This is a genomic window from Methylobacterium sp. CM6257, from assembly GCF_054611515.1.
Map to the genome: position 1 here is coordinate 1,555,150 of NZ_CM137735.1, position 13,148 is coordinate 1,568,297.

The 13,148-nt window shown below is 63.9% G+C and carries 11 protein-coding genes; 8 read left to right on the forward strand and 3 right to left on the reverse strand.

Annotated features, from left to right (window positions below):
* Positions 1-1,027: 1,027 nt before the first annotated feature.
* Together ACYCO6_RS07455 and ACYCO6_RS07460 are read left to right on the forward strand one after the other, a co-directional pair.
* Entirely contained in the window at positions 1,028-2,092 is a 1,065-nt protein-coding gene (locus tag ACYCO6_RS07455) for an ornithine cyclodeaminase (protein WP_459770712.1), read from the forward strand.
* Positions 2,093-3,062: 970 nt separating this feature from the next.
* Complete coding sequence (locus tag ACYCO6_RS07460; protein ID WP_459770713.1) at positions 3,063-3,275, forward strand: hypothetical protein; 213 nt, start codon at positions 3,063-3,065, stop codon at positions 3,273-3,275.
* Positions 3,276-3,551: 276 nt separating this feature from the next.
* Here the strand turns inward: ACYCO6_RS07460 and ACYCO6_RS07465 are convergent, their stop codons facing one another.
* The gene (locus tag ACYCO6_RS07465) at positions 3,552-5,633 is read right to left on the reverse strand and encodes an ATP-binding protein (protein WP_459770715.1); all 2,082 of its coding nucleotides are present in this window, start codon (positions 5,631-5,633) and stop codon (positions 3,552-3,554) included.
* A 137-nt stretch (positions 5,634-5,770) separates the two neighbouring features.
* Positions 5,771-6,562, reverse strand: coding sequence for a Crp/Fnr family transcriptional regulator (locus tag ACYCO6_RS07470; protein ID WP_459770717.1), 792 nt, complete (start codon positions 6,560-6,562; stop codon positions 5,771-5,773).
* A gap of 217 nt (positions 6,563-6,779) precedes the next feature.
* Between ACYCO6_RS07470 and ACYCO6_RS07475 the strand changes: the two genes are divergently transcribed.
* Both ACYCO6_RS07475 and ACYCO6_RS07480 read left to right on the forward strand, forming a co-directional pair.
* On the forward strand, positions 6,780-7,022 hold the full coding sequence (locus ACYCO6_RS07475) for a DUF6894 family protein (RefSeq protein ID WP_459770719.1): 243 nt from the start codon (positions 6,780-6,782) through the stop codon (positions 7,020-7,022).
* Positions 7,023-8,009: 987 nt separating this feature from the next.
* The gene (locus tag ACYCO6_RS07480; RefSeq protein WP_459770721.1) at positions 8,010-8,507 is read left to right on the forward strand and encodes a hypothetical protein; all 498 of its coding nucleotides are present in this window, start codon (positions 8,010-8,012) and stop codon (positions 8,505-8,507) included.
* A 372-nt stretch (positions 8,508-8,879) separates the two neighbouring features.
* Here the strand turns inward: ACYCO6_RS07480 and ACYCO6_RS07485 are convergent, their stop codons facing one another.
* The gene (locus ACYCO6_RS07485; protein WP_459773461.1) at positions 8,880-9,473 is read right to left on the reverse strand and encodes a cupin domain-containing protein; all 594 of its coding nucleotides are present in this window, start codon (positions 9,471-9,473) and stop codon (positions 8,880-8,882) included.
* A 170-nt stretch (positions 9,474-9,643) separates the two neighbouring features.
* Here ACYCO6_RS07485 and ACYCO6_RS07490 point away from each other — a divergent pair, with 170 nt between their 5' ends.
* Genes ACYCO6_RS07490 through ACYCO6_RS07505 form a run of 4 tightly spaced genes read left to right on the forward strand, consistent with a single transcriptional unit; the run spans position 9,644 to position 13,102 of the window.
* On the forward strand, positions 9,644-10,417 hold the full coding sequence (locus ACYCO6_RS07490; RefSeq protein WP_459773463.1) for an ABC transporter substrate-binding protein: 774 nt from the start codon (positions 9,644-9,646) through the stop codon (positions 10,415-10,417).
* Between the two features lie 5 nt (positions 10,418-10,422).
* Complete coding sequence (locus ACYCO6_RS07495) at positions 10,423-11,076, forward strand: amino acid ABC transporter permease (protein ID WP_459770722.1); 654 nt, start codon at positions 10,423-10,425, stop codon at positions 11,074-11,076.
* Entirely contained in the window at positions 11,073-11,804 is a 732-nt protein-coding gene (locus tag ACYCO6_RS07500; RefSeq protein ID WP_459770724.1) for an amino acid ABC transporter ATP-binding protein, read from the forward strand. The genes ACYCO6_RS07495 and ACYCO6_RS07500 overlap by 4 nt, the downstream gene beginning before the upstream one ends.
* Positions 11,805-11,812: 8 nt before the next feature.
* On the forward strand, positions 11,813-13,102 hold the full coding sequence (locus tag ACYCO6_RS07505; protein WP_459770726.1) for an NAD(P)/FAD-dependent oxidoreductase: 1,290 nt from the start codon (positions 11,813-11,815) through the stop codon (positions 13,100-13,102).
* Positions 13,103-13,148: the final 46 nt, after the last annotated feature.

A 13,148-nucleotide genomic window follows, 5' to 3' on the forward strand; every position in this document is an offset into this window, starting at 1 on the left:
CAGGCGAGTGAATGTCGGAGGGCACGTGGATGGCGAAGATCGAGGGGCCGCACCCGGGATCAGACCCGACCTCTGGGCCGGAATATGGCCGACATATTGTACGCCTGGAACGATGTTGAAGCCCCTCTTCGTCTCATCGCGTAGATCACGATATTTTGTCAGCGCCGTTTTTCACGGGCACTCCAACGGCCAGCGGAGCAGGCACCGGCACAGTGCCCACGGCACGCGAATGCGGCATGGCTGACCGCATCGATCTGCAGACACCAGCATCCACCCGCCAGGCTGCAGGCGTATGCTCTTCACAACAGGAGGACATCGTGGCCTACAGAAGCAATATTCTCGAAAGGCAATCGGACCGTCGCCAGCCGACTTTGGCCCTGCAGTCTGGAAGCGGCGACAGCCCACGCTCTCGCACAATATCCGTTGCAGCACACACGGAACGGGGCGACGTCCGTGACCGTCGTCGACGCCAGAACCGGGGCCGCCCTCTTCCAGTTCGCGGACACCGACATGGGCTCGAGGGAGCGCCGCAGGATCTCGTTGGGCCTTCCTCCGCGAGGGGTCAGAGACACCTCTTCGAGCTCGGACCCGATCACCCGCTGATGCGAAGAAAGCGGCAATCGGCGGGTGGATCAGGACCGCGCAACGTAGGAGGCGTGACGTGAAGCGCATCTGCACGATCTACGCGATACGCGGCCGCGAGATCAGCAATCTGCCCTGCGCCTGAGCATGGATAGTTGCAGAGCAACGGGATCTTCTGGCAAAGTTGGAAGGTGGGGACGGTCAAGCACGTTGGGAAGACCGTAATAAGCGGGCTGCCGGACGCCGCGGCCCTGGCTGATATCGACGCCACAGTGAGAGAAGCACGTAAGCCATCGGAGCTCTCCTCAACGGGCCTCTGTAGAAAAGTGGGCACAGTTCAGTGATAAACTCCCTTGGTCCGCACTTTCACAGCGATCTAAAGGGCAAGACCATCCGATCACGTGCGCAAACCGGTGATCCGAGGTGAATGAGAAGTCATCTATCCATGATCCAACTTCCACTGCCAGGACAGAATTTCAACATTGTCCCGTTCGTCAACGTAGAAAACATGATGCGGCTCGTTGTCGAGATCGGCATGGAACGCTTCATGGCGGAACTCGCCACTTACATCAAAGAAGACTTCCAGCGTTGGCATCTGTTCGACAAAACGCCACGCATCGCTTCGCATAGTCCTGATGGCGTTATCGAACTCATGCCGACGAGCGACGGCACGACTTACGGATTCAAGTATGTCAACGGCCATCCGAAGAACATTCGCCAGGGACGTCAAACGGTCACAGCTTTCGGTGTTCTAGCTGACGTTGGCAACGGCTACCCGATGCTCTTGACCGAGATGACTATCCTCACTGCGCTCCGCACAGCGGCAACCTCAGCTCTGGCGGCCAAGCATCTTGCCAAACCCGGCTCGCGCACGATGGCTCTCGTCGGCAACGGGGCGCAGGCCGAATTTCAGGCATTGGCCTTCAAGGCCTTGCTCGGTGTTGATCGAGTACGCCTGTATGACATCGACCCAGCTGCGACAATCAAATGTATGCGCAATCTCGCTGCTCTCGGCTTCGAAATGACAGCCTGCAGGACTGCTGCGGAAGCGGTAGAAGGGGTCGACATCATCACGACAGCCACCGCCGACAAGCAAAACGCCACGATTCTCAATGACAACCTGGTTGGTGCCGGCGTGCACATCAATGCGGTTGGTGGGGATTGTCCCGGCAAGACCGAGTTGCACCGCGACGTTCTGCTGCGCTCGGACATCTTCGTCGAATATGCCCCGCAGACCAGAATCGAGGGCGAGATCCAGCAACTGCCACTTGGGCACCCCGTGACGGAACTATGGCAGGTCATGTCCGGTCTGTCTTCAGGCAGGCGCGACCCGCAGCAGATCACAATCTTCGACTCAGTTGGGTTTGCGGTCGAAGATTTCTCGGCCTTGCGTTATCTACGGAGCAAACTTGAGACGTTTCCGTTCTACGAAAATCTCGATCTGCTTGCCGACCCAGATGATCCGCGGGATCTGTTCGGAATGATATTAAGGTGGAAACATAACAGGTGACGCAACCATGTTAGTTACCGTCACATAATCCTTCTCCTAAGCCTCCGGAGAGAGACGTGGCAGCGGTAACAAAGAACGGGCTGAACTCGCGTGCTAATTGCGTTCACCCTGCACTTGAGCGCTTACGCCCCGACGGCATCTGTACACGACACGCCCGAGTTCAAAAGCTTCGTTTCGGGATATCGCGTGCTTTCTCTGGAGCCGGCAAGATGATTTTGCGAAACAATCCGCACAGACCTGTCCCGCTGAAGGGAGGGCATCTACGCGACAGCTCAGGCTTGATTTGTAGGGCCTGGATCCCGTCACCGACGACCAGGGGACAAATGCAGTCGGCAGCACGCTGAGACGCCGCTTCAGCACTGCTCACGCCGTTTCGACGTAGCGTCCACCGGTGTCGCACTCTCCTAACTCCTAAGGCAGACGCGGATGATTGGCTCCGGCCTGCAGGAAGCCGGAGGCGCCGTCCTCTTGATTTCAGAGCGAGGCGCTGAGGATGACCGATCGGGGAAGAGCGACGAACTTTAAGTGCCGATCTGAACCAGTTCGGCAACCCCGGCCAGGAGCGTAGCGATCACGAACAGAGCTCCCTAGAATCCGGTACGTTCATCAGCATGTCGTCCGGCTTCGGTGATTCCGTAGCCGCCGGGCGTGAACACGGCCGCTACGATTAGCGAAAAGCAAGAGTCTGCAGCATACGCACCGTCCACCCGAAAATCCGTGGTGGGCGATGCGATTCTGGCGCGCAATGGCACGCTGAAGGTGTAGTCTTGAGTCTCGCCGCTTACCGCACGCCCAAGTTGAAGCGACTGATGGTCCGCTGCGCGATCCGGCTGGCCCATCCAGTGCGGAGGCAGGCCGCTCCGGAAGAAGCGGACTTGATGACGTAGAGCGATCCAGGCCACCTGCTTAGAACTCGCCGGCATCGTACTCGCTGATTGCGCGTTCTCTCCCTACTGGGAGGAGCCATGCAATGAGATTGCCCAAGAAGCTAGCCCGTGTGCTCTCCGACGAGATTCAGGGTGAGTACCACCTCACCTTCGAGGCCGAAGATGGAGAAATCTTCCGCGTCCGTGCGAACGAGCAGCAGGTCGCGGACCTAATCCAAGAGTTGGACGACCTTCTCGGCGATGACGCCGAAGAGGAAGATGAAGCGACTGAGCACAAGGAGATGGGTGACGAATAGCACCTGGGCTGGCAAACACCGGGATGCGTGTGGCTGCCGACATGCAGTAGCCTCGCATTCAGCCCGGTCCAAAATGCCAGTCAGGTCACGCAGCGACTCGCGTCCCGCCGAGAGCGCGATGACCTCGCGGTCGAGCTGAGCCAGCGCTGCGAGCACGGCATTCATCGATCACGACATGCTCCCTTGGTCGACGGCGGTATAAAAGAGCTCTCTTCTGACCCGAAATAGCGCTACCTTAAGTTACTAAGGCGCGCCTCGGGGTCAGCCAAGTATATCTCAGCGGGCGATCAATTCGCGGATGCGGGCTGCTAACGTATCGACTGCGAAAGGCTTGGTCAGCACGGCCATGCCTGGCTCAAGCTGACCGTTTGTGAGTAAGGCGTTCTCAGCAAAGCCGGTAATGAACAGCACCTTGAGGTCCGGGCGCGTGATCCGCGCCGCATCGGCCATCTGCCGGCCGTTCAACCCGCCCGGTAGCCCGACGTCGGTGATCAGCAAATCGACCCGCGCACCCGACTGCAGCACCTTGAGGCCACCGGCCCCGTCTGCGGCCTCGACAGCCGTGTAGCCGAGATCGCCCAGAACGTCCGTGACCAGCATCCGCACGGTCGGCTCATCGTCCACGATCAGCACGGTCTCACCGGCTTCAGCGAACGGCAGCAACCCGGTCTCTGGCAGCACCTCGTCGTGCTCGGCGTCGCCGGTGTGGCGAGGCAGGTAGAGGCACACGGTCGTGCCTTCGCCGACCTCGGAGTAGATCCGCACCTGCCCGCCAGACTGCTTGGCGAATCCGTAAATCATCGAAAGCCCGAGGCCGGTACCCTCGCCGGTGGGCTTGGTGGTGAAGAACGGGTCGAACGCCTTCGCGATCACGTCGGGTGTCATGCCAGTGCCGGTGTCGGTGACGCACAGGGAAAGGTACTGGCCCTCCGGCATGTCGTGTTCTTTGGCCGCGTGCCGGTCGATCCAGCGGTTTGCAGTCTCGATCGTGATTCTGCCGCCTTCGGGCATCGCATCGCGCGCGTTGATGCACAGGTTGAGGAGCGCGTTCTCCAGCTGCGACGGATCCACCAGTGCCGGCCAGAGGCCCGCTATGCCGACCGTCTCGATCTGGACGCTGGGGCCTACCGTACGTTGGATCAGCTCGACCATGCCGCTGATGAGCGTGTTGACGTTCGTCGCCTTGGGCTCGAGCGCTTGGCGGCGCGAGAAGGCCAGCAGGCGATGCGTGAGTGCAGCCGCGCGCTTGGCCGCTCCCTGAGCGGCGGCCAGGTACCGGTCGACGTCCTGATAACGCCCTTGCGCGATGCGGGTGTTCATCAGTTCCAGGCTGCCCGAGATTCCCGCAAGAAGGTTGTTGAAGTCGTGCGCGAGGCCGCCCGTGAGCTGGCCCACCGCTTCCATCTTCTGGGACTGGCGCAGCTGCTCTTCGGCGCGCAACAGTTCGGCCGTGCGCTCGGCCACACGCTGCTCCAATGTCTCGTTGAGGGCGCGCAGGGCTGCGGCGGCGCGATCGCGCTCCTGCTCCACGGCTCGCCGCTCTTCGACGTCGAGGAGAACTCCAGGGAATGAGAGCGGCGTGCCGTCCGGGGCGCGGTCGACGCGGCCGTTCGCCTCGATCCAGTAGTAGCGCCCGTCAGCGCGACGCACCCGGTACTGGTGCGCGTAGGCACCACCCCGCGCGATGACCGCGTCGATTGCAACTGCGAGACCGGCCTGATCGTCCGGGTGGACGGTCTCGACGATCTTGGCGAGCGGGATGCCTTCTCGGCCGAGTGCCGGGTCGAGGCCAAAGGCGCGCGCGAAGCCCTCATCGACCGTAAACTGGTCGGCTGGGATATCCCAATGCCATGTGCCGATGATCGCACCGGCCGCGAGCGCCAGCTGCACGCGCTCCACGTTCTCGCGCGCCAACGCCTCGCTAGCGCGCAGCCGTTCCTCCGCGGCACGCCGCGCGGTCACGTCTTTGAAGATGATCGCGATCTGCCGCTCCGCCGGGTCGCCGACCGGGACGGCCCGAACGTCGAACCAACGCTTGAAGGCCTCGGCATAGCTTTCGAAGGTGGCGGGCTCTCGAGTCTTGGCGACCCGACCGTAGGTCTCGAACCAGAACCGCTCCAGGTTCGGGGCAAACTCGGTGACCCACTTGCCGTGCAGGTTGACCCCAGCCTCGCGCTCGAACGCCGGGTTGGCCTCAAGGAAGCGATAGTCCACCGGCCTGTCGTCGCCGTCGAACGAGACCTCGACGATGGCGAAGGCTGCCTCGATCGTGTTCAAGATCGTGCTGAAGCGTTCGTCGCGCGCGCGAAGGCGCAGGACTTCCGCTTCGAGCGCCTTGCGGGAAAGAGAACTCAGCACGCCTCAGGTCTCATGGTGCTCTGATCGGGTTGGCTGAATCGGCCGGGCTGACGGTTCGACAGGGTTCGGTGGCCAAGGGCGCGATTGCCTCGCTCCCGACGGCGGAACGCTGTCAAGAGGCTTGCCGACCCCTCGTTTCAGACAGCCTCGCAAACCCGGCCATCGTTTGAGGCTCGGCCCTGAAGCGACACGAGGGTGCCGCTCGCGTTGTAGACAGCGCCCAGCACGGCCTCGAAGTGGCGCTTGACCGCGCCGTGGCACTCGCAGGCGGCCTGTTCCACAGCAGGACGGCTCACGATGATAATCCGCCCGCGCCGCACCTGGATCAGGCCCTGCTGCTGCAGGGTTCGAAGGGCGCGCGAGAGGTAGGAGCGCTGCACGCCCAAAAGCTCGGCCAGCACCTCGTGGGTGATCGGCAGAACATCGGTGCCGAGCCGATCCTGCAGGCTGAGGAGCCAGCGAGCGCAGCGCGCCTCGATGGTGTGGCTGGCGTTACAGGCCACGGACTGCAGCACCTGAGCGAGCAGGCAGTCGGAGTAGCGGGTGATCAGGTTGCGCAGGCCTGGCGAGGTCTGCTTGATCTTCTGCAGCATCGCCGCTTCGATGCGCAGCACGGAGCCGGGAACCTGCACGACCGCGCGACTGAACGCGGGCAGGGAACCCTGGCTGACCACGCCACCGATCGCGCCCTCGCGTCCCACCGTGGCCGTCTCGACAGCACGCCCGTCCCGCAGCCCAATCACCAGGGCAGCCACGCACTGACCGAGCGGGAAGGAGATGAAGCTGACGTTCTCGCCGGCCTCGAACAGCGCGTCGCCGCGCTCGTACGTCTTCAGCTCCAGATGCGGTTTGAGCAGGGCCTGATCGGGCACGCGCAGGGCGCTGAGGAGCAGGTTTTCTCTGAGCAGTGCGTCGACGTCGGCGAGCATGGGGCAGAGGTGGGTCATTCCAGATCGATAGGGCACAACGTTTTTACTGCGACGCTTGGTTGGCTGTCTGGTCACTAGTGACCCGACGGCGAAAAGTTGAGCGCATCTCATCAGTTTGGCCGATGTCGTCGCCTGCGTTCTGTAACCTATGCAACCTTTTGCGCCTGAACGGTTTCTAGGGTCGCACCCGTCTGCGTTCACCAACCCGCGCGTTGCGATGCCTCGCTATTTCATTGACTACGAGGATGGCTCGAAGAGCCTGCGAGACGAGGAGGGCACGTGTTACGCGAATCTACACGACGCACGCAACGCGGCGATCGCGGCGTTGCCGGACATCGGCCGTGAACCGCCGCCCGCAGACGGTCAAAGAGCGTTCACGGCCTACGTGCGGGACGAGGCTGGGACGGTACTGTGCACCGTCACCCTCAATATGGCCGCCAAGTGCTACCCTGAGCGTTAAGGCACGCCTGCATGAGGCCGCCGGCTGGTGGCGATAGCGGCAAAAAGCCGAAGCTCAGGCTGCCTTGTCGGTCTGTCGTACCCTCGGCTCGCATGTGGATCCTGGGTGTGATCGAGCCCCAGGACTTTGGGGGTGGACCGCACAGTCCTCGTGTTTGCGTCTTTAGAGCTGTTACCGGTCAGGAAGCAACGGCCGAGTCGCCCTCGTAGCCAGGTACGCGCGCGGAGGCCACCTCACAAGCGTGCGGACTGATCGGCATTCAGATCCTGCGCCGGCGGAACGGGGCTTCGGCCAGCTGGCCTTCGAGCCGACGGGGCTCGGGTCGGCTGAAGGGGTCGAGCCTCCGCACCGTGACCGCACGACGTGAATGCAAGTTCACCGACATACGACTCAACATCCTCCGAAGAGGCGGCCGCCAGCGCGGTGAAGCGAACCTGATCTCCGGCGAACGACGCGTGGCCTGCTTCTCCGATGGCAGACAGGTTGCGCCCCAGGGCCCTCGCTGCACCTGCCCCGCAAAGCCACCTCCATCCGATCACGGCCTTGAACAGACGTCGCCGAGCGTCCTCTCGGATCAAGCGGCCGTGCACTGGCGGCAATACGATCGAGCCAGCCAAGGTGTCGAAGCCGACCGCATCCCGGCCCGATCAGACTGGCCGGATCCGGTGGGCCGCGAGGTGCCGCGTTGTCCTCCGGCGAGGAGACAATGTCATGAGACCGCTTCTGATTGCATTCGCGGGCTTCGCCGCCCTGATCCTGACGAGCCTGACAGCGGACGCGCGCGGCTTCGCATGACGTACGCAGATGGGCTTGCCGGCGGGAGGCTCAGGTTAGGTCGCACTCCGCTCGAGAGCAGGTGTTTTCCATGCCCTCTGACAGGAGAAGCTTCAGAAGCGACGCCGGAACACTGTGTTCGCAATGTGAAGAGGATAAGCTTCGCGGCACACGCGTTAACATGACAAGGGGCATGTGTTCGGAGGTGCTGACATGAAACGTCTTGCCCTTGCGACGACGGCGCTCCTCGCCGTTCTGGCATTTGCATCTGATCCCGCAGATGCGCGCGGGTTCGGTGGCGGGGGATTCCGCGGTGGCGGCTTCGGAGGCGGCGGCTTCCGGGGTGGCGGGTTCGGTGGCGGAGGGTTCAGGGGCGGCTTCGCCGGCGCTGGCTTCCGCGGAGGAGGCGTCGGCTGGCGCGGTGGGGCCGTCGGTTGGCGCGGTGGGGCCATCGGCTGGCGCGGTGGGGCTGTCGGTTGGCGCGGTGCGGGCTGGCCTGGCGGCTACGGTTGGCGCGGATATGGTTGGCGGCGCGGTTGGGGCTGGGGCTTGCCCGGCGTTGGGCTTGGCCTTGCGGCCGGCTCCGCTCTCGCCTACGGCTATCCCTATTGCAGCTACTACGATCCCTACTGCTACGGATACGGATACGCGCCGGCCAGCTACTATGGCTACGGCTATTACGGGAGCCCGTACTACGGCTGGGCTTACTGAGAGCGGTCGCTCACTCGAACACCGACCAGAAGGGCTCGCGGCTGAAGGATCTTCCCGCCGCGAGTCCCTGTTGCGACCTCGCACTGCCTCGCCGGATCGGCCCGAGACCCAGGGCTCCCCGAGCCATGGCAGACGCCATAGAGGTCTCGCATCCAGACAGAAAACTTATCCTCAAACCTCATTCGTTTTGCCGCAGAAGAGGAATGTCTTCTTCCGGGCTGCCTTCACGTTCAGCTGAATGGCGAGAATGGGCGCAAAGTCGGATGTCGGCTCTCGGGCGGCGGCCAAATGGAGGCTCGTCGCCGAGTGCTGGCCTCATGAGCACACATCAGTCGAGGCCTCAACGTACCGGACGCCGACTCGACCAGGCGGCTATGGCGTCCTGAGTTGAGAAGACCCGAGTACATTGACCCACAGCACGATTGTCTGACCATGCGTCCCAGGATTGCCGAAGCGATGCGGTCGACGGCTTTCGAAGCGGAAGCTGTCCCCTTCAGAGAGCTGAAGCGTGCGCGTCTCGACGACGAGCGTGAGACACCCCTTCAAGACGAGGCCGGCCTCTTCGCCGTCGTGGCTGAACAGCTCGTCGCCCGTGCTGGCGCCCGGCTTCAGCACCATGTGGAACAGGCTCATGCCCTGCGTCCCGCCCGGCGGCGTCAGTAACTGCTTGGTGATGCCGGCTCGCCAGAGCTGGAGTTCAGGCCGATCCTTCCGGAACACGACGATCGGATCCGGTTCGGGCTCATTGAGGGGCTGCTCGAACAGCCCCCCGATGCCGATCTGCAGCGTGTCCGCAAGCAGTGCCAGCACTCGGAGCGAGGGCGATGATAGCCCCCGTTCGACCTGGCTGATGAAGCCGATCGACAGGCCTGTGCTGGACGCGACCGCCTCCAGCGACAACCCTCGCGCACGCCGCAGGCTGCGCAGACGCTGGCCCACCGCCTGGTCGACCGGTTCCGGACCCATCGTACCGCCTGGGGGGATGCTCACCGTCACACCAATCTGCCTCTCGCGCATCTCTTCATGCACGTGAAAGTCGCTTGCGTCGACACGGAAAACATGCGGTATTCTTCACGACAATGAAATCGGACGCTGGTCTTGGCCGGTCGGTCCAGGCATGTGACGGGAGCGGCATGATGAAAAGACGGTTGGCCGGCCTGTGTCTGTCGTCGGCGCTTCTCCTGGGTCTCCTGGGGACGACGTCCAGTGCCCAACCCTTGAAGGTCGGCGCGACACCCACCGGCCTCCCATTCACCTTCCTCGATACCAAGACCAACACCATCCAGGGCGTGATGGTCGACCTTGTCAACGCAATCGGCAAGGAGGCGGGCTTTACGGTCGCGGTGGAGCCCCTGCAATTCTCGACGCTGATCCCGGCGCTCACCGCCTCGAAGATCGACATCATCTCTGCGGCGATGTTCATCACGCCCCAACGCAAGGAGGTCGTGGCCTTCTCAGCGCCGGTCTACAGCTACGGCGAGGGGCTGATCGTCCCGAAGGCCGACGCGAAGGACTACACGTCCTTTGCCGACCTGAAAGGTGAGACCGTGGGCGCCCAGGTCGGAACCGCCTTCGTCGAGCCGCTGAAGAAATCCGGCCTGTTCGGCGAGGTGAAGATCTATGACACGATCCCCGATATCATCCGCGACGTGAATTCCGGCCGGCTGAAGGCGGGCTTCGCCGACGCGCCGATCCTCGCATACTACGTCAAGCAGGGCGCGTTCCCCGGTGTCCGCTTGGTCGAGACCTTCAAGCCGACCGTCGTCGCCTCGGTGGGTCTCAGCGTGCGCAAGACAGATACTGAGCTACTCGCCAAGATCGACGCCGCGCTCACCAAGCTCAAGGCGGACGGGACGGTCCAGGCGATCCTCACCAAGTGGGGCCTGCCGCCGTCGGCCGACCGGTCCTGAACTTGATGCGCGAGTTCCTCGCCGACGCGCAGGATTACCTGCCGATCCTGCTGCAGGGCGTGCAGCTCACAGTTCTGATCACCGTGGCTTCGCTGGTGGTCTCGACGTTGCTCGGTCTGGTCTGGGCGGTACTGCGGGTCTCCGGCATCGCCGTGCTGGCGGGCTTCAGCGCGGTGATGATCAACATCCTGCGCGGCATCCCGATCATCGTGCAACTGTTCTACATTTACTTCGTGCTGCCGGATTTCGGCCTGTCGCTCACGGCCGTCCAGGCGGCGATCATCGGTCTCGGCATCGCCTATTCGGCCTATCAGGCCGAGAACTTCCGCGCCGGCATCGAGGCGGTGGATCGCGGACAGGTTGAGGCCGCGCTGTCGATCGGGATGGGCTGGGGCATGACTATGCGGCGGGTGATCCTGCCGCAGGCGATCCGGATCGCGCTGCCGCCCTACGGCAACATCATGATCATGATGCTGAAGGACTCGTCGCAGGCTTCGACCATCACGGTCGCGGAGCTCGCGCTTCAAGGCAAGCTGATCGCGTCCTCGACCTTCAAGAACACCAGCGTCTACACGATGGTGGCGCTGATGTACCTGGCGCTCAGCCTGCCCCTGATCCTGCTGGTCCGCCACTTCGAGGCCAGGGGGCGGCACCGATGATCGTCCTGAAGGACGTTCGGAAGCATTACGGCTCGCTGGAGGTGATCAAGGGCGTCTCGGCGGAGGTCGCAAAGGGCGAGGTGGTCTGCGTCATCGGTCCGTCGGGATCCGGAAAGTCGACTCTGCTGCGCTGCATCAACGGGCTTGAGGCCTATGACGGCGGCGAGATTCATGTCGGCGGCCAGCGGGTCGACCGGGACAGGCGCAGCATCAAGGCGATCCGCACCCGGGTCTCCATGGTGTTCCAGCGGTTCAACCTGTTCGCCAACCGGACCGCCCTGGAGAACATCGTCGAGGGACCGGTACACGTGAAGGGCGAACCCCGGCCGGAGGCCGAGGAGCGCGCCCGCGCCCTGCTCGCGCGGGTCGGCCTCTCGGGCAAGGAACACGCCCGGCCCAACGAGCTCTCCGGCGGCCAGCAGCAGCGCGTCGCGATCGCCCGGGCGCTCGCCATGCGGCCCGAGGCGATCCTGTTCGACGAGCCGACCTCGGCCCTCGATCCCGAACTCGTCGGCGACGTGCTGCGGGTGATGCGCGGGCTCGCCGACGAAGGCATGACGATGATCGTTGTCACTCACGAGATCGGCTTTGCCCGGGAGGTCGCCGACCGGGTGCTGTTTCTCGATGGCGGCCGCCTCGTCGAGCAGGGCCCAGCCGCCGAAATCCTGAACCGTCCGCAGAATCCGCGCACCCAGGACTTCCTGCAGCGCGTGCTGCATCCGCTGTAGGACACGCCGTGGCCGAACCGTTCCCACTCGCCCCGTCGCTCTGGGCCACCACGGCATCGCCCGCGCCGGAGACGCCGCCGCTCGCCGAATCTGGGCGGGCCGACGTGGTAATCGTCGGCGGCGGCTTCTGCGGCCTTTCTACCGCCCTGCACTTGGCCGAGCGCGGTATTCGGCCGGTCGTGCTGGAAGCCCGCGAAGTCGGCTTCGGCGGCTCCGGCCGAAACGGCGGCCAGGTGATTCCAGGCTTGAAATACGACCCCGCCGACCTTGTCGCCCGGTTCGGGCGCGAGCGAGGCGAACGGCTCGCGCATTTTGCCGGTGCCACCGCCGACACGGTGTTCGACCTGATCGCCAAGCATGGGATGGATGTGCCGCACCGGCGGGAGGGCTGGATCCAGGGCGCTCATACCGAGGCCGGCTTGGCCGAGGTCGAGCGGCGGGCATCCCAGTGGGCCGATCTCGGGGCACCGACCCGCGTACTCGACAAGGCTGAGACCGACCGGCTGCTCGGGACTGAACGGTATCTCGGCGGCTGGCTTGATGGTCGTGGCGGCGCCATTCAACCGCTGAGCTATGCCCGCGGCCTCGCCCGGGCGGCTCTGAAGGCCGGCGCGGCGATCCACGGCGACTCGCCGGTTACCGAACTGAATCGGACGAGATCGGGTTGGACCGTCACGACGGCGCAGGGGGCTCGGCTCACGTCAGAGCGCGTCATCCTCTGCACCAACGGCTATACCGGGGGGCTTCTGCCGGGCCTCGCCCAGACGGTGATCGCGGCAAATTCCTTCCAAGTCGCTACGGTGCCGCTCTCCGACAACCTGCGCCGCTCCATCCTTCCGGAAGGTCAGGTCTCCTCGGACACGCGCAAGCTGCTGCTCTACTTCCGCCTCGACCATTCCGGCCGGCTCCTGATGGGTGGACGCGGCCCTTTCCGCGAGCCGCGCAGCCCTCAGGACTGGGCGCATCTTGAGCGGATCGTGGGCAAGCTGTTTCCACAGCTTGAGGGCGTCGCCTTCGACCATCGCTGGTGCGGTCGCGTGGCGATTACCCGGGACTACCTGCCCCATCTTCACGAGCCGGCACCCGGCCTCCTCATCGACATCGGCTGCCAGGGCCGGGGTGTTGGCCTCCAATCTGCGATGGGCCGCGCGATGGCCGCGTACATCGCCACCGGCGATGCCGACGCCCTGCCACTCCCGATCACGCCAATCGCGCCGCTACCGCTGCATGCGCTCCATCGACTGTACGTCTCGGCGATCATCGCTTGGTACCGTTTGAGCGATGGCGGCATTCGCTGATACGTCGCGCTCGCGAAGGCGACCAGTCAGCATCGGTCGAGACCGA